The 16,197-nt window shown below is 57.4% G+C and carries 22 protein-coding genes; 7 read left to right on the forward strand and 15 right to left on the reverse strand.

Features of this window, described 5'->3' with window-relative positions:
* Positions 1-112: 112 nt before the first annotated feature.
* The gene (istA, locus tag DL88_RS16005; RefSeq protein ID WP_034997871.1) at positions 113-1,639 is read left to right on the forward strand and encodes an IS21 family transposase; all 1,527 of its coding nucleotides are present in this window, start codon (positions 113-115) and stop codon (positions 1,637-1,639) included.
* A complete protein-coding gene (gene istB, locus DL88_RS16010; protein WP_034997875.1) occupies positions 1,629-2,402 on the forward strand; it encodes an IS21-like element helper ATPase IstB in 774 nt (257 codons plus the stop codon). The genes istA and istB overlap by 11 nt, the downstream gene beginning before the upstream one ends.
* 66 nt (positions 2,403-2,468) lie before the next feature.
* Here the strand turns inward: istB and DL88_RS16015 are convergent, their stop codons facing one another.
* Genes DL88_RS16015 through DL88_RS16025 form a run of 3 tightly spaced genes read right to left on the reverse strand, consistent with a single transcriptional unit; the run spans position 2,469 to position 3,503 of the window.
* On the reverse strand, positions 2,469-2,690 hold the full coding sequence (locus tag DL88_RS16015) for a hypothetical protein (RefSeq protein ID WP_034998443.1): 222 nt from the start codon (positions 2,688-2,690) through the stop codon (positions 2,469-2,471).
* Positions 2,687-3,196, reverse strand: a complete 510-nt coding sequence (locus tag DL88_RS16020; protein WP_034998446.1) for a hypothetical protein — start codon at positions 3,194-3,196, stop codon at positions 2,687-2,689. The genes DL88_RS16015 and DL88_RS16020 overlap by 4 nt, the downstream gene beginning before the upstream one ends.
* A gap of 19 nt (positions 3,197-3,215) precedes the next feature.
* Positions 3,216-3,503, reverse strand: a complete 288-nt coding sequence (locus tag DL88_RS16025) for a hypothetical protein (RefSeq protein ID WP_034998448.1) — start codon at positions 3,501-3,503, stop codon at positions 3,216-3,218.
* Positions 3,504-3,653: 150 nt separating this feature from the next.
* On the opposite strand from DL88_RS16025, the gene DL88_RS16030 reads away from it, so the two are divergent.
* From DL88_RS16030 to DL88_RS20985, 5 genes are read left to right on the forward strand one after another with little or no spacing between them, the layout of a single operon-like run.
* A complete protein-coding gene (locus DL88_RS16030; RefSeq protein ID WP_305953028.1) occupies positions 3,654-3,848 on the forward strand; it encodes a transcriptional regulator in 195 nt (64 codons plus the stop codon).
* A complete protein-coding gene (locus tag DL88_RS16035; RefSeq protein WP_156971156.1) occupies positions 3,845-4,108 on the forward strand; it encodes a hypothetical protein in 264 nt (87 codons plus the stop codon). The genes DL88_RS16030 and DL88_RS16035 overlap by 4 nt, the downstream gene beginning before the upstream one ends.
* Positions 4,105-4,323 carry a hypothetical protein gene (locus DL88_RS16040; protein ID WP_051956076.1) on the forward strand — a complete coding sequence of 73 codons (219 nt, stop codon included), beginning with the start codon at positions 4,105-4,107 and terminating at the stop codon, positions 4,321-4,323. Before DL88_RS16035 ends, DL88_RS16040 begins: the two co-directional genes overlap by 4 nt.
* Positions 4,324-4,325: 2 nt before the next feature.
* The gene (locus tag DL88_RS20980; protein ID WP_280949212.1) at positions 4,326-4,454 is read left to right on the forward strand and encodes a hypothetical protein; all 129 of its coding nucleotides are present in this window, start codon (positions 4,326-4,328) and stop codon (positions 4,452-4,454) included.
* Between the two features lie 50 nt (positions 4,455-4,504).
* Positions 4,505-4,627: a hypothetical protein gene (locus DL88_RS20985; RefSeq protein ID WP_280949213.1), complete on the forward strand. Its 123-nt coding sequence runs from the start codon at positions 4,505-4,507 to the stop codon at positions 4,625-4,627.
* Between the two features lie 317 nt (positions 4,628-4,944).
* Here DL88_RS20985 and DL88_RS16045 read toward each other — a convergent pair whose 3' ends face one another.
* The 12 genes from DL88_RS16045 to DL88_RS16100 form a co-directional block, all read right to left on the reverse strand.
* Positions 4,945-5,166 carry a hypothetical protein gene (locus DL88_RS16045; protein WP_034998451.1) on the reverse strand — a complete coding sequence of 74 codons (222 nt, stop codon included), beginning with the start codon at positions 5,164-5,166 and terminating at the stop codon, positions 4,945-4,947.
* A gap of 94 nt (positions 5,167-5,260) precedes the next feature.
* Positions 5,261-5,563, reverse strand: coding sequence for a hypothetical protein (locus tag DL88_RS16050; protein WP_034998452.1), 303 nt, complete (start codon positions 5,561-5,563; stop codon positions 5,261-5,263).
* A complete protein-coding gene (locus tag DL88_RS16055; protein ID WP_034998454.1) occupies positions 5,563-7,728 on the reverse strand; it encodes a hypothetical protein in 2,166 nt (721 codons plus the stop codon). Before DL88_RS16055 ends, DL88_RS16050 begins: the two co-directional genes overlap by 1 nt.
* Positions 7,729-7,743: 15 nt before the next feature.
* Positions 7,744-9,453 carry a phage major capsid protein gene (locus tag DL88_RS16060; protein ID WP_034998456.1) on the reverse strand — a complete coding sequence of 570 codons (1,710 nt, stop codon included), beginning with the start codon at positions 9,451-9,453 and terminating at the stop codon, positions 7,744-7,746.
* Positions 9,450-10,337 (reverse strand): hypothetical protein, encoded by an 888-nt coding sequence (locus tag DL88_RS16065; protein ID WP_156971157.1) that lies wholly within the window; start codon positions 10,335-10,337, stop codon positions 9,450-9,452. The genes DL88_RS16060 and DL88_RS16065 overlap by 4 nt, the downstream gene beginning before the upstream one ends.
* Before the next feature lie 48 nt (positions 10,338-10,385).
* On the reverse strand, positions 10,386-10,763 hold the full coding sequence (locus DL88_RS16070) for a hypothetical protein (RefSeq protein WP_034998460.1): 378 nt from the start codon (positions 10,761-10,763) through the stop codon (positions 10,386-10,388).
* A 154-nt stretch (positions 10,764-10,917) separates the two neighbouring features.
* Complete coding sequence (gene nusG / locus DL88_RS21115; RefSeq protein ID WP_034998463.1) at positions 10,918-11,424, reverse strand: transcription termination/antitermination protein NusG; 507 nt, start codon at positions 11,422-11,424, stop codon at positions 10,918-10,920.
* A 360-nt stretch (positions 11,425-11,784) separates the two neighbouring features.
* Positions 11,785-13,500, reverse strand: coding sequence for a DNA primase family protein (locus DL88_RS16080; protein ID WP_051956077.1), 1,716 nt, complete (start codon positions 13,498-13,500; stop codon positions 11,785-11,787).
* Positions 13,497-13,910, reverse strand: a complete 414-nt coding sequence (locus DL88_RS16085) for a hypothetical protein (protein WP_034998465.1) — start codon at positions 13,908-13,910, stop codon at positions 13,497-13,499. Before DL88_RS16085 ends, DL88_RS16080 begins: the two co-directional genes overlap by 4 nt.
* A gap of 45 nt (positions 13,911-13,955) precedes the next feature.
* A complete protein-coding gene (locus DL88_RS16090) occupies positions 13,956-14,258 on the reverse strand; it encodes a helix-turn-helix domain-containing protein (RefSeq protein ID WP_034998467.1) in 303 nt (100 codons plus the stop codon).
* 96 nt (positions 14,259-14,354) lie between these two features.
* Complete coding sequence (locus DL88_RS16095; protein ID WP_034998469.1) at positions 14,355-14,972, reverse strand: hypothetical protein; 618 nt, start codon at positions 14,970-14,972, stop codon at positions 14,355-14,357.
* An 11-nt stretch (positions 14,973-14,983) separates the two neighbouring features.
* Positions 14,984-16,159 carry a tyrosine-type recombinase/integrase gene (locus tag DL88_RS16100; protein ID WP_034998471.1) on the reverse strand — a complete coding sequence of 392 codons (1,176 nt, stop codon included), beginning with the start codon at positions 16,157-16,159 and terminating at the stop codon, positions 14,984-14,986.
* Positions 16,160-16,197: the final 38 nt, after the last annotated feature.

Genomic DNA, 16,197 nt, shown 5'->3' on the forward strand with positions numbered 1-16,197 from the left:
TGTTGAATTCCACTGAGAACTGACCCAGGGAAGCCGAAAATTTCCACCGAGATTTGACCCATGTTTTGACCTCACCCTTGCTGTTTTCAGCGGGGGCAACGGAGTGATCGACATGGCGTTATTGAGCGTCATCCGGCGCTGGCATTTCCGAGAGGGAATGCCGATCCGAGAGATAGAGCGCCGCACAGGCTTGTCGCGCAACACGATCCGCAAATATCTACGTGCGGATACGGTGGAACCGAAGTTCAAGGTTCCTGATCGGCCGAGCAAACTGGATCCTTTTACCGAGAAGTTGTCAGGCTGGCTGAGGATCGAAGCTGGCAAGTCGCGTAAACAAAAGCGAACTGCCAAACAGTTGCACGCCGATCTGATCTCATTGGGTTATCCCGGTTCTTACGGCCGCGTGGCTGCCTTTGTAAGGCAGTGGAAGGCGGACCGTCAGCGCGATGAGCAGACCACAGGCCGCGGCACGTTCGTGCCTTTGGTCTTTTCGCCAGGAGAAGCCTTCCAGTTCGATTGGAGTGAGGATTGGGCCTTGCTCGCCGGCGAGCGTACGAAGTTGCAGGTGGCGCATACCAAGCTTTCACACAGCCGCGCGTTCATCGTGCGCGCTTATCCGCTTCAGACCCATGAGATGCTGTTCGATGCGCTGGCCCAGGCGTTCCGTGTCTTGGGTGGCGTGCCCAAACGCGGAATCTTCGACAATATGCGAACTGCGGTCGATAGGATCGGTTTAGGCAAGGCCCGGCAGGTCAATGCCCGCTTTGCAGCGATGGCCAGCCATTATCTGTTTGATCCCGAGTTCTGCAATCCAGCCTCGGGATGGGAAAAGGGACAAGTCGAGAAGAATGTTCAGGACACAAGGCGCCAGCTCTGGCAGCCGGTCCCCAGCTTCCCTGATCTTGCCGCCCTGAACGTCTGGCTTGAGGAACAGTGCATCGAGCGCTGGGGCCAGATCCAGCATGGTATGCTGCCAGGGACGATCGCCGATGTACATGCCGGGGAAATCGCTAGCCTGATGGCACTGGGGCGCCCCTTCGATGGCTTTGTCGAGCAGACCAAGCGCGTGTCACCGACGTGTCTCGTCCACTTCGAGCGCAATCGCTATAGCGTGCCGGCATCCTTTGCCAACCGGCCAGTCAGCCTGCGGATCTATCCGGAGCGGATCGTTATCGCTGCCGAGGGGCAGATCCTTTGCGAACATGCGCGGATCATCGAACGGTCCCATAATCTACCGGGACGAACCGTCTATGACTGGCGGCACTATCTGACGGTCATCCAACGCAAGCCTGGCGCCTTACGCAATGGCGCGCCCTTCACGGAGATGCCCGATGCATTCCGGCAACTTCAGAGCCACCTCCTCAAGCGGGACGGCGGCGACCGGGAGATGGTTGAGATCCTGGCGCTGGTCCTGCAACACGATGAGCTGGCCGTGCTCTGCGCAGTCGAATTGGCGCTGGAGGCAGGCGTTCCTACCAAGACCCATATCCTCAATCTTTTGCACCGGCTCGTCGACGGCAAGATGGAGAGATCCGCCAGCATTGATGCTCCCCAAAAGCTGATTTTACGCATCGAGCCCAAGGCCAATGTCGAACGCTATGATGCTCTGCGCGGCAAGGAGAGACGTCATGCGCCATGATCCAGCCAGTGCCGCCGTCGTTGTGATGCTGCGCGGCCTCAAGATGTACGGCATGGCCCAGGCCGTCAGCGATCTCAACGAACAAGGTGCACCTGCCTTCGAAACGGCTGTGCCTACCCTCTCCCAGTTGCTCAAAGCTGAGGTCAGCGAACGAGAGGTTCGCTCCATTGCCTATCAGATCAAGGCAGCCCGGTTCCCGGCTTACAAGGATTTGTCCGGGTTCGATTTTGCTGCCAGCGAGGTCAATGAAGCCATGGTCCGTCAGCTTCATCGTGGTGCATTTATCGATGATGCCGACAATGTCGTCTTGATCGGCGGCCCCGGCACAGGCAAGTCGCACATCGCCACGGCCCTTGGCGTCCAGGCCGTCGAACATCATCGTAAAAAGGTCAGGTTCTTCGCCACAGTCGATCTGGTCAACGCTCTCGAGCAGGAAAAGGCCTTGAACAAGGCCGGTCAACTCGCCGAGCGGCTTTTGCGGCTCGATCTGATTATCCTCGACGAATTGGGATATCTGCCGTTCAGTCCGTCAGGCGGTGCGCTTTTGTTCCATCTGCTCAGCAAGCTCTACGAGCACACGAGTATCATCATCACCACGAACCTGAGCTTCAGCGAGTGGGCTGGTGTGTTCGGCGATGCCAAGATGACGACTGCCTTGCTCGATCGGCTCACTCATCACTGCCATATTTTGGAAACCGGTAACGACAGCTTCCGGTTCAAAGCAAGCGTAACTCAGGAAAAATCAAAGAAGCAGAAAACATGACTTGACCAGCCAAACGCAAGCACAGGATAGTTTCAATCCGGGTCACTTCTCGATGAAAATCCCGGGTCAGTTCTCAACAAAAATCAACAAAAGGGGGTCACGCTCTGTCACGGCGTGACAGGCGTGACGGTCCTTTTCCCTTTTGCGGCGCTGGCGCTCGGCATTGCCCTCGCGCAGCTTCGCACGGCGGGCTTCCTTGGCTTGCTCATCGGCCAGCACGGCAGCGGCGATCTGCTCCGCCGTGCAACCCTGTTCCACCATGGCCTTGACGATCGCGGCGAGGCTCATGCGGCTGCCCTTTTGCCTGATTTCCATTTGGCGGTTTTCTCAAGTTCCATCAGGGCGCGTTTGTTTGCCCGCCTATCCTCGAAATAGCCATTGCCGTGAAAGAGCGTCTTGCCGTCGAGGCCTGCCATTCCCTCGAAAAAGGCGATGGCACTATCGAGAAGACGCCGAATTTCATCCTCCTCTTCGGCATCGACTCTGATGCCGGGCCGTCCCGAAGGGATTTTGCAGACCAGGGCTTCGACACGCTCATAAATCAGGTTCAGTTGGTAAAGTGCACCGATCGGTGTTTGCGCGGGCAGATAGGTCGCATATTTGCGGATGCAGGTTTCCTGTTCGTGAAACAGGGATACGGCTTCGGCTATCACCTCTTTTTCGTGACGAATCTCGGCACTGTTTCCATGAAGCTCGAATCCCTCATTATCGACGCGCACCATGGTTTCTTCCACGCGCATGTGTTCGGTCATGAGAAGATCGAGGAGGTTGTTTTGCAGGTCTCTGGCGGTCATCGCGCGTCCTCCTTCCCGTTCAATGGCGCTGGCCGATGAAGAACCAGTGATAGCGCCGCGACATCAGGATGGCGGTTACGGGCTCGAGGCGGCGATAGGTCTGGTTGGTCTTCCGGCCATAGGCTTCGGCCTCTTTCGCGTTGCCGAAGCCATATTCAAAATCGGCCTGATCATCGTTCCCCTGGAATTCCCAGAGGCCGAAATGGTCGATTTCCGCCGGCGGGGATGCCAGCAAGGCATGCAGATCGGTGAGCCAGTCGAGCGAAGGCAAAGCGGTAGCGTTTGCCGGAATGGTCTGTTTCGACATTGAATAGTCTCGGGTCTCGTGTTATCGATACCTCAGGAATTAAATAATGCCTCCGGCATTGTCAATACCTGAGGTATCAAACAGCGCGTCATGATTTCGAGCGAACAAATTCGAGCAGCGCGGGCTTTGTTGCGGTGGGAGCAAAAGGATTTGGCTGTCGCGTCGACTGTCTCGCTTCCGTCTATCAAGCGCCTGGAAGGCCAGCCGGGACCTTTGGCCGCGCAGGCTCGAACGATCGAGGCTCTTGTTAAAGCCCTCGAATCGGCTGGCGTGATTTTCGTGGAAGAGAACGGCGAGGGGCCAGGCGAGGGGCCAGGCGTGCGGCTCAAGAAGGGCGTGAAGTGATTTCTTTAACAACAAAGCTCAAGACATTTACGCTTATTGCTACCGTTGGATCGGCTTTTTGCAGCTTGAAAAGTGCGATGATTACTTCCCCGGCAACTATGTCGTTGACGCTCGATAGGACAAATTTCGACGATCTATTGAAGCCGCTGGCTGAACAAGGCACATGGAGCACTTATGCGTCATGGCTCGCTGCCCTTGCAGTTATGCTGCAAGTGGTGGAATTCTTTATTGATCATCGTCCGTTAAAGGGCGCGCAATGAGCACACCGCGCATTCTTGCGGCCAAGCGCAGCAATGAGCGAGTCAAGCTTGCGGCTGCTGCCCTCAATGCTCTTGCTATTGGCGTTCTCGGCGCGGCCTTTGTTGTGCCAGGTGTCGAAAACCTTGATAAGGTTCATTGGTGGTGGATTCCGGTCGCATTGTTCCTACATGTGATGGCACATGCGACCTTTGGATTTTTGCGGCTGGAGGAATAGAGATGAAAACCATCGAATGGGCCGTTCCCCTGGCCGCTGTTCTTTTCGGCGCTTTCGCCTATGCCATCGCCTGGTTCAGTTCGCGCCGCTTCGATCATGATTATCCGCGCACCCACGGACCGGCGGAGTAGCCTTTGGCGAGGGCTTTATACGGATTATAAGCGCCCGAAGGTCTCAAGCCATGACCGCCTTTGAAATCTATGCCTATATCATCATGCCCCTTGTCGGTCTCGCAATCGGCGGCTGGGCCTATTGGCTGACGCGCCACGATAGGGAACGGCAAAATCATGGGCCTGCGGAATAAGCCCATGATCTTGGTCGAAACCTATATTCTCTTCATCGCCCCGCTGCTGATCGGTCTGGCTGGCGTCGTCATCTACTGGCTCGGCACCCATGGATTTGGCGGCCAGGGGAATTGATCGGCTTGGATGCCGTCGAGAGGTAGAAAGAATGACGCTCCTGCAATGGTATTTCATGATCGGCCTGCCGGTTCTCTTGGTCGGAGGAGCATGGCTTGCGGCGCGCTATGTGAAATGAAGTGGGCTGCTCACACCAACGGATCGGCGGAATGACGTTCATCAAAAAGTTTTGTGAGCAATCAACACAAAATAGAGCAATCCTCTATGTAGCGTATTTTAATTTCAAGTAGATGATTTCTTCTTCAGTTAGTTCTGCTTCGTGAATCCAATTCTCAAAATTGTCGAATGGTTTCCCATTAAGCCACCATTCCATGACACCATTATCAAATGTTCTCGCTGGTCCGTCTTTTCGATGTAGACTACCCTTAAAGCGATATTCAGTTCCGCCCAGAATTTTAATTTCCTCTTCACCGTACTCTAACATTTACAAATAATACTCGTTAATACGTATAATATAATACGATTATCACTTACATTTTGTCAAAAAAATTGCTATCGAAATCGTTGTTATAAATTATCTATGTTGTGCTCCCGCCTTCCACGACAAACAGCCTTTCGCGTATCGTCTTCGTCGTAAAATCCAGCATCACTTCCGCACCAGCCTTGCAGGCGAGCGGATTGGCTCCCTGCTTCGGCAAGGCGGCGATCCTGCCGGCAAGATCGCGCATCGTGGCATCGACGGCGGCGCGGTCTTCTTCGCTCTTGCCATCGAGGGCGACGGCCATCAGGACGTGCAGGACCTGCATCAGGCCCACGGCCTGGCCTTTGAGGATGGACAGGCGTTCCTCGATCGTCAATTTCGGTTTCGTTTCCTCCTGCATCAGCTGAACCTCTTTTGATGATTGGAAAGAATGGACGGAATGGCGCGCGCAAAATTCCGGTTGTTCTGTTCCATGACCTTGGCGAGTTCTTGCGGCGTCACGCCATTGGCTGGCGTGACGTTCAGGACGGGCGCGTGCGTGATCGAGACATTCCGGCCGCTCGACCCCGCGCCAAGGGCCGCCTCGATCTGCCTTGAGGGCACGATACTGGCCGGCCCCTGGATGAGCTCCGGCCCGGCCTCGCCGGCAATGCCGAAATGGCCGGAAGGGATGGTGCCGCCGTTGGCGAAAAAGCCGGAGAACAAACCGCCAAGCGGGCCAGAGCCGCCGCCTGACTTGCCGCCTGCCGCGTTCATCCCCAAATCGCCCATTGTGCCCATAAGCGCGCCTATGAGGCCGCCAGGGAGCGCCGACACGCCTTGCGCGCTCATGGCGGCAGAGGGCTGAAACAGTTTCGAGGACGCGAGCGGCTCCTCGCCAGTCAGGATGGCTTTGAGCGCCATGGATTCGAGCGATGAGGCCAGGTTGTGCAGGACATCGCTCAAGCGGTTGCCGGAAACGATCATGCCTTCGATCGCGCTTTCGAAGGTCTGGCTCATCGTTGCCGCGAGAGCACGGGCATCTTCCTGCGCCTTGGCGAGATTGACGGCCTCCTCGCGCGCCTGGTTGCTCATGCCGAGCATGCGGGCTTCGGCTTGCTCGGCCGCCGCCTGCTTGCTCAATTGGTCGAGATAGGTCTTGACCTGATCGGCTTCGGATGCGGATTTTTTCTCTTTCGGGTGCAGGTCCGGCAGGGATTTCGATTTGTCACCGTGCACAGTGATATCGGGCAGGCTGATCGTGCTTTGCGCTGGTGCCTGCTTGGCCGCATCCGCCCGTGCCTCGGCCTGGCCCTGTTTGACGAAATCCGGCATTTCCTTGTCGGCCAGGCCGAGCCTGTCGAACACCTGGACGACATCCGTCCAGCCGGACCAATCGGCCATATCCTTGCCGATGCCCTTGATCCAGGCCGCCGCATCGCGCAGATGCGTCACGATCGTGACGAGTTTCGCTTCCCATTGGATCGTGCCTTCGAGAATGCTTTGCTGATCGAGGCTGATTTCCTTGAGCAGCGAGGAGGTCATATCCGAAAGCTGATCGTGTATCGTGTCGAGTTCGGCGCGCATGCGCTGTGCATTGGCGATTTCTTCCTCGGAAATGACGCGCATGCCGCCGGCGGATTGGGCGCCGTCCATTGCCGCGCGCATCTTGCCGACCATATCGACGCCATTGCGCAATTGCGCCTCGAATTTGTCGCCGAAGAATGTGTTCGCGAGATCGAAAGCCGCAAGGCGGCGGCCGCTGGCCTCGAGCTTCTGGATGAGATCGAGAACCGCCGTGATACGCGCCTGTTGTGTATCCGCCGCATTGTAACCGGCGAGATCGGCGCGAGTGAGATTGCCTGCCTTGACGTTTTGTTGCAGGCGATCGAGGCCCACGCTCGATGAGGCTTCGCCCTTCTCGCCGATATGCCGTGTCGCCGCTTCCCGCGCCTTGTCGAGCATGGCGGTGAGATCGGCGGTTTCAAATTTCAGGTCGCGCGCTTGCAAGGCCCAGGTCTGGAAAAACGTCGTGCCGACGCCTGCATTTTTGGCGTTCGTCGCAATGCTCACATATTCGTCAAGGCTTTCGCGGGCGGCTTTCTCGGCCAGGGTAGAGAGTTCCCAGGCGGCGGCGAGACCGCCGACCGCCAGCGATGCCGCCATGATGCCGCGCGCATAAGGTTGCAGGAGCTGGAGGCCGAGCGTCAGGACGGGATTATGCGCGGCGAAGGCGAGCTTGGCGGCCTCCGGCCCATATTTCGAGGCGGCATTGAGGCCGCGCATGGCGGCATCGAGCTTGTTGACCTCGCCCGCCGCCGCCGCGATGGAATCCCCAAGGCCGCGCCGGAAGCTTTGGGACATTGCAATGCCGACCTTGCCCCAATCGCCAGTCTTGCGCGCCTCGGCAAGCGCCTTTTGCGTACCTTCCGCCATGACGGCGCTCATGGTTTTCGAGGCGAGCGAAGCCGCGCTCGAAATCGATTTCATATTCGAAGCGACGGAAGCGGAGAGTTGCGCGAGGCCCTTCTGCGCGCCGGCGACATCGGTCGAGAATTTCAAAACAAGGGGAGACGATGCGGCCATGATCCTGCCTCGCTGTCAGAGATGCCAGCGAAAGCCGCTGATCATGGCGGCGGCTTCGGCATGCATGAGGTTGAAATCGCGGCCGCAGACACAGCGCAGAAGTGAGGTATCGGTCTGGAAGCCGTGATTGAGCCCGCCGGAATCGGTCCAGCTTCCGCCGCCGGCAAGCGTGAGCTCGAAAGCCGGACCATCGAAGATCAGGGCTTCGGCCGCATCAACGAGATAGGCTTCTGAACAATCAGAGTTCGAACCCACGGTCAGCGTAAGCGGAATGGCCGTGGTGGCGTAGAACGGCCAGCCGAGAAGCGTGCCCGCGGCCATTTCCTGCGCGAAGGGGAAAATGCCGGCAGTGTTTTGGAGCTGGCGCAGGAACAGCACCGTCGAGGGATGGAAAATCCACGCGGGCTTGCGCATGGGGACGTTCTTCGCCAGGACGAGCTTCGCCGCACCGACGAGCTCGGCCAGGATCGTGGCGGCTGTATAGGAAGCCGTCGAGGGCACGACATTGCCTTGCGCAACACAGAATTGGCGCAGGCCGATCGGCATGTTCAGCGTGCCGTCCGATCGGATGAAGGCGGCATCCTCCGCCGCGCCGATCGCGGCGGCCAGATGATCGGCAAGCAGCTTGTCGAAATTTGGCATGGCATAATCGAGCAGGGACGTGCTCAAGGGGATGAGGCAGACGAGTTTGTGTGAGATGGCCTCGACGGCCCCGAAACCGGGCTCACCTACGGGAATCGTCGCCATCGACGGCCCGGTGCCGATCCACGAGACGCCGGCGCTGGAGGCGATCGCCGGCACCGTGAGATTGCCGTGCGGCATCGGCAGCGCCGTCGCGCCGGCCTGGCGCATGACGACATTCGGCAGGAGCGCCGGAATCAGCATGGATGCGAAATCATTGGGGATGACGAAGAGGCCACCATGCTCGGTAATCGCATCCTTCGTGAGCGCCTTGGCATAGGCCATGACGACGGGATGATTTTGGCCGCCATAAATCTCTTCGGCCGTTCGCATCTTGGTGTCCGGATTGGTGGACTTGCCGCAGCGCATCGACAAGCGGATGAGCCCGCCGAACAGGGTGGCCGGATCGTCATAGGCGGGATCACGTGGGAACGCATACATAGTTCTTTCCTTGAATTGGGATGAGGGAGCCGCTTTATCCGTCCGTTTGACGGCTCCCTCTTGTGGCGCGGCGAGGGAGGAAACCGCGCCGGATGGAAGAGAATCAGGGACGCGCATGGCGGCCGCGTGTTTGCGATAGACGCTTCGCTGCTCGATCAGGGCTTGCGGATTGCAGGTGACAGCGACGACGCTCCATTCCAACAATTCCCATGTGTCGAAGCGCATGCCGGTGATGGTGCCGCCACTCTTGATCGGCGTTGCCTCGATCGGCCGGAAGCCGATCGAGGTCGCATTCAAGGTTCCGGCCTTGATGAGCGTGAACACTTCGTCGGAGATTTGCGACGTGCCGGCCGGCGGGAAGGTCGCTGTTGCGCGGATGCCATCGGCCTTGATATCGAGGCCCGTGCAGCGCGCGACGGGTTGCGCCTGATCATGGTTGAACAGAACCGTTCCGCTGCGCAGGAAGCCGCCGGCATCGCAGCCGAGCGGCATGACGATATCGCCGGCGCGATCGGGCTTCGGCGTCGTGATCATGGCGGTGATCTGCCGTTTCTCGGCATCCGCCACAATGGTCTTCACCTGGTCGGAAAAGAGCTTGCTCACGCCGCGCCAGCCTCGAAGCGTGCGATGCCGTCGCGAACGAGTTCTATGGCTTTGTCAGCCGGGAAAGCCGCCTTGTCGCCGATGTAGAAATCAGCGCCGCGCAGGCCGCGCCGCCAGTTCTTGAGGAAGCCGACGAGAATGCGGCCGTCTGCGTCAGGCTCCGGCGCGGGCTCGAAACGCGGCCCGGTTTCCGGCGGCAAATCGTTCGGATCGATGAGCCGCGCGACGCCGGCCTCGACAAGCTTGCGGGCGAAATCCTTGGGCAGGCTGTGTTTGTCACCGGCACAATAGGGCGCATTGTCTCTTTCGAAGAAGACGACAACGAGATTGGGGTCTTTCGGCTTGGGGCGCGATCCGAACAATTCGCGTTCACAAAAATTTCGGAAGTGATCGATGCCCTCGCGATCGATCCGACTGAAATGGACAAGCGGCAAGGCGGAAACGGCCGCGCCCAATTCCAGCGCCGCCGCCTGGCGCAGGGCTCCCGCTTCCTCATTGAGCGTCATCACCGTTTCGAGCTGGGCAACGATCTTTTCGACGACGCTCCAAAGCTTCTGTCGATGCTTGTCGAGGAGCTGATTGCGCCGCGCATCCTCGAGCGCGAACAGCCGGTTTTCCAGCGCCGGCAAGCGTGTCTCGGCCTGTTCGATCGTCGCGGCATAGGCCTGGCGCTTGGCCTCGATCTTTTCGAGCAGGACGTCGGTGTCGTCGATGATTTTGGCGACATTGAGTGCGGCGGGCAGTTCCGCCAGCGCGGTTTCAGCCTGCGCCTTGTCGGCGCGGGCCTTGGCAATGGCCTCGCGAAGAGTGGTGATTTCGGCAAACGAAATCGTCGCGGGCAGGTCCTTGGGACTGTGTATGGGGAGAAGGGATTTCGTGCTCATGCGATGATCATGACGCATACGGTTGATCATTTCCGCACGTTTTTATGATCAACCTTGCGGCGTGCGTGTGCCTGAAAGAATGCGCCGGATTTGTCCTGCCCCTGGAATCTCTCCGACGCATAGAGCGCACACATGGAGAAGATTTTCCCGTATGATATCGAGGTCGAGCGGCGCGACAGCGTCGATTTTGACGCTAGCGAAGCGAGTAAGATCGTTGGCGATCAGCTTCGCGGCGGCATTGACGCTTTGATCAGCATAGTGACGGCCGGCGAGGGCGATAATGGCGTCGTCGCGTGCGTCGAGCCGTTCCTTGCGTATCTGCCAGGGCTTGCGAGGTCGCGCGGCCTTGATCAGGCATTCGACAAGCGGTCGATCAGCCGGCGCCTGACGGTTCAACAGATCGGCAAGACGTTCATCGTCCGCCATACAGTCCACACATTCGTTTTGATTGTTTGATTTCATCTTGAAAAACTTGATTAATTCATTGATTTCCAGCTTGAAAAAAATCTCCGCGTGGGGGGAAGGCCGGTCAGGGAAGCTTGATTGTTTTCGAAAAGAAACCCCCTACCCCCTGCCGGCCTCATGCAATCGCGGCAAGGTCATCGGCCGCGCAGGACACGCGGATTTCGCGCTTGAGAATTTCCAACAGGACTTCGGCGCGCTCGGTACCATGCAAGCCTTGAATGCGTGCCATCAGGCCTTCGAACGGTCCGCGCATAAACTTGACGGCCTCGCCCGGCTGCAAGGTATGCGCAGGCTTTTCGGTGAACTGGCCCGCAATCATCGCCGCGCGAAGATTGGCAATGAAGGTGTTTCGAACGGTTCCGGGCTTCCCGAAATTATTCAGGATGGAAACGACGCCAACGGTCTCGCCGATCTCAAGGAAATTCCCGCCAGGGCCAAAGCGCACAAACAAATAGCGCGGGAAAAGCGGCCGCTCGATCTCCACGCGTTTATGCCCGCGCCGCGCCCAGCGCGCGCTCATGGGGAGAAAGGTTTCATAGCCTCGCCGCTCAAGCCGTTCCACGACCTTGAGTTCGTTCTGCGGTTTGACATAGGCGACAAACCAGGGCGCGTTCTGTTCCATTTTTCGTCCAATGTTTCGGAAAACGCAAAATCGTGGGAGGATCGCCAAAGCGCGGGTGGATCACGAGAGCATCACGGGCGGATTAATGTTTTTATAAGTTATTGGTTTATTGTTATTTTTTAGAGTTACGGGAGGAACGGGAATATAAATTACCTATATACACATATGCGCGCGCATATACGCGCACACGCACATATGGGGGATGGGGTTCGCGAAAAATGCTCCCGATCCTCTCGTTGTCAGTGATTTCAATAAGATAGTGCTCCCGTGATGCTCTCGTGATCCTCTCGTATTGGGAGGAAAGATGGGCCGAACATCCGTCCCGCCCGCATCGGGCTGCGGCGATGGTCCTGCGCGTGATCATGGGCTTTCCTCCATCGTGGCAGGTTGGCTGGCGTGATCCACGAAATCGCCAACGGTTTTTGTGAGCGCGATATCGAGCCAGTAATTGTTGACACTTTTGATTTGCGCGATGCCCTTGTCTTTCATGGCCGCACCGAAGCCTTTCATGCTCCACGGCTTCTCGCCATTGGCGCGTGCCCAGGCTACGAAGACTTCGTGCATTTGCGAGGATTGGACGCGCGCACCAAGCTCCTGCCGCGTGCAGGACGCGAGGAAGCGGCCAAGCGGATCGGAATCGTCGCGATAATCCGCCGTCGCCTGGCGAATAGAGGCGGGGATTGCAAGGCCATCGTCGAGCCAGGAACACAGGCCATCGAGCAGCCGATTGAGAATGCCCGAAGCTTCGGCGCGAAGCTTTTCCGCAAGCAGCGGGTCCTGCCTCTCCGGCGGGAAATATTGGCCCCAGGGCACGAGCAAAAGCCGATTCCACAAGCCTTCGTCCGTGTCGCCGATCGAAGGCCGGTAATTGCCCTGCATGGTCAATTTCGCGCTCGGAACGAAGCCGAAGAAATCGCGATTGAGATGGCGGGCCTTGATCCGATCGCCGCCGGTGAACAGTTTGATGAAAGCTTCGTCCATTTTGGCGGCTTTCTTTGGCTCACTGGTCATGAGCGTGCGCACGCCCGGCAGATCGGCAAGATCAGGCGTTGCCTGGCCTCCCGCGCGGGCCTTGCCGCTATCGAGGAAACTTTCGATCGGAATCGCGTCGGCATAATCGCCGGCGATGTGCATGAGTGTTCCAGACCACACACCTTTTCCATTTCTGCCTTTGCCGAAATGGAAAGTGAATTTCTGTTCGCGCGTGTCGCCCGTGAGGCTATATCCGGCCCATTGATCGAGGAAATGTTGCATCGCGCGCCCGCTTCCGTCTTCGCCAGGCGGGTGCACTTCGTCCATGAATTGGTTGAAGCGCGGGCAGATCGCATCGGGATCGTATGCGACGGGTGAAATCTTGGTAATCAAATCGGCCGGATCATGCGGCTTCAACGTGATATAGGGCGAGCCGTCATCCGTTTTCCGGATGATCAAGGTCCCGTTCGTGACATTGAAAACCATCTTGTCGGCATCGAGTTCTTCGACGCCAATCGCCAGATTCGCGCAGGCACGTTTCGAGATCGCACCGAGATGATTGGCACCTTCCGAAACACGGCCCCAGGCGGCAAGCTTTTCCGAATAGAGAATGCTCCTGCCCCGCGCATCGGTGATTTCGAAATCCCGGCCGGATTCACGCAGGGCTCTGGCCTCGTCTTGGATCGCCCGCGCTGTTTCATGTTCGGCGCGCTTGACGGCCTCTTCGCTGCGGCTCCTCGCCCAGCGCCTGCCATCCCACGCCGCCCAGCCGAAGGCCCGGCAGTAAATCAGACGGTTCCTGAAACGCGCGGTGAAACGCTCGGCATTGCCGAGATCGGTCAGCGGCCGGAATGCGAGCTCAAGGTTGAGGTTTTCGTCGCCAGGTGAATCGTTGCCATCCTTGCCGCCAGGTGGTTCGCGTGGCGGTTCATCCGGCGGCGTTCCACCCGCGTCATGGGGCCTTGCCTGCGATGGAGTGGCCAGGACTTCGGCATTGCGGACGGCCTCCATGATCCGTTTTACGCCTGGATGACCACACGCCGCGCCTGGTGAATCATCGCGCGTGTCCTGGACCTCCTGCGCCATGTCGCCAGGCTCGGTCATCGAAGCACATGCCAGGCCGGCAGTGACACAAGTGGCGTGTCCAACGCCACGCGCTCAAGCGTTTCAACATTCAGCGTATTATGTATGCCGTCACCGACGACGAGAACGCCTGTCACCTCGGCAATCTCATCAATTGCGAGCTCAAGGATAATGTTTTGCAATTGATAGGAATGGATGAGAAATGCCCACAGATAAGCGCGATCGTTAGAAGAGGAACGTGCATAAACGATTGCTGAAGCTTCTCCGTTTGGAAGCGTGATGAGCCTGGGCTTGCGCGAGACCTTCGCATGAACACGAAGCTTGACCTTCTGGCCGATGCCCGCTAACACAATTTCAGAAATATCAGATTTTGTTTTGGTCCGGTCTCTGCGCTGCAACGCGGAGTCGGATTTTCTTTTTTCAGGCGGCAAGACAACTCTCCTTTGTATGCGAAAACAAAGCTACCGTGAGGCTGCTTATAGTCTTCCGAAATTGGAGAGAGCTCTTTCTTGCCGATCCTTCAGACCTTGGCCGCGCCGTGTGCGAGGGCGGTTCTTGATCCGCTCATCAGCGTAATCGGGCAAGGCATCAACGAACCGCCGAAGCTCTTCGTCTCTGACAACGGTCAGTTTGCCGAGCTTCGATGCGCGCAAGCGGCCAGCATCAATATGGGCCCGAACGGCGCTGCGGCCAAGACCCAATAGGGCGCCGACAGTTTCGAGGGAATGAACGAGCGGCCGCAAGTAATCATCGCTCGTTTCTGTGTTCTTTGTATTCATGATAATCCGTCTGCTTTCGTGGGGTGTTTTCCAGCGATGCAAACAGCATATGCGCACCAGTTTTGTTATGTCATTGGGAATAATTTCAGATGAAAATTATTCCCAATCCTCTCGAAGTTTCATTTTGTCCTGGAACTTTTTGGAAAGGTAGGATGCCTTGTTTTCATTTCCTGTAATTTCCATAGCGGCGGCACGCGGCGTTTTACCTTCAGCACACAATCTCTTCATCAAGATAAATGACTTGATATAGTCATCTTTCTTTGATTTTTGTAACCCGATTTTAGGGCCTTTTTTCTTTGATATTTTTACTCTCTCGGCAATCCGTAATATATGAAGAACATCTGTATGTGGCCGCGTTGCAAAATTCTCTTTGTCATAAACTTCCTCAAATCTCTTTCGCTGTTCTTCATCTTTACTTCTAAGACCATTATTGAAATTGCTAATTTCATACATATAATGCTCATTTATGATTTTGTTTGTTTCATCTACTTTACGTGCAAGAAATTCATCTTCTTCTTTAAATGCAATATTAAGTAACTCTAGATATTCTTTGTATTTTCCTTCAATCTGCAGCTGATCAATTTTTTTCAATGCATGAAGAAATACCTCATCACCTCGGTGATTGGCGCATCGTGTTTTAATGATGCGCTCCAACTGTTCTTCAGAATGCGTGTGAATTATGAAATCCACATACGAAAATTCCTGCTTCACCATTTCAACGCTTTCTATTTTTCGCAAAAATCTGCCCAGGCCTGCATGAGCACGCGCCGCTTTTGCAGCGCATCGCCGCGCCGATAGGCCTGTTCCGCCTTGTCGCCGATGACATGAGCAAGAGCGGCTTCCGCGATCTCGCGCGGAAAATGTGTCTCTTCGCCGGCCCAATCGCGAAAGGCGGATCGAAAACCATGGACCGTCACGTTCTCGACCTTGAGCCGCCGCAGGACCATTTCCATCGCCATGTTCGAGAGCGGCTTCTTGAGCTTCTGGCCGGGAAAGACGAAATCGCCGGCGCGCATCTTGGCGAGTTCTTGGACGATCGCTTGCGCCTGGCGCGAAAGCGGCACGCGGTGCGGCCGGCTGGCTTTCATGCGCTCGACTGGCACCGTCCAGGTGCCCGCGTCGAAATCGATCTCACTCCATTGCGCGCCAAGGGATTCGCCGCTTCGAGCCGCCGTGAGGATCGTGAATTCCAAGGCGCGCGCGGCCACGCCTTCGGCCTCTTGCAGACCTTTCAGGAAGGCCGGTACGTCCTTATAAGGCATGGCGGCATGATGGCCGCGCGAGAGCTTGCCGGCGCGCGGTAGCAGCATTTCGAGATGGCCGGACCAGCGGGCAGGGTTGGGCGCGCGATCGTCGATATGGCCGGCCACGCGCGCGGCATCGAGAACCGCTTCGATCCGTCCGCGCAAGCGGCTCGCGGTCTCGGCTTTGGTGGTCCAAATCGGTTCCAGGACCCTGAGAACATCCTGCGTCGAAATCTCACCCAAAGGAGTTGAGCGTAAGGAAGCCGCATAGGTTTCGAGCGTCATGCGCCATTGCGCGCGATGCTTCTCGTTCTTCCAGCCGCTTTCCCTGGTGGCGAGGAAGGTCTCGCAGAATTGTCCGAAGGTGATTCTTGTGGCATTGGCGCGCCGCTCGGCCGCACGGGCTTCGAGGGGATCAATACCTTTGGTCAGGGATTGCCGCATGCTGGCTGCGAGCTCGCGCGCCTCGGCAAGAGAAACAATGTCCCGTGATCCAAGCCCCGCTTCGCGCTGGCGTCCATCGCGCATCCATAGGAAGACCCAACGCGCCGAACCGGAAGCTTCGACGCGCAAATAGAGGTTCCCGCCATCGGCATGCCGGCCAGGCTTGGAGACGGTCGAACAAAACCATGCCGTGAGTCTATGGAGCTTCGCCATTGCCCCGCTTTCCGTCCTAGTCTTATCCTAGTCCGGAA

This window comes from Beijerinckia mobilis (assembly GCF_000745425.1).
In the GTDB taxonomy this organism is placed as follows: Bacteria; Pseudomonadota; Alphaproteobacteria; order Rhizobiales; family Beijerinckiaceae; genus Beijerinckia; species Beijerinckia mobilis.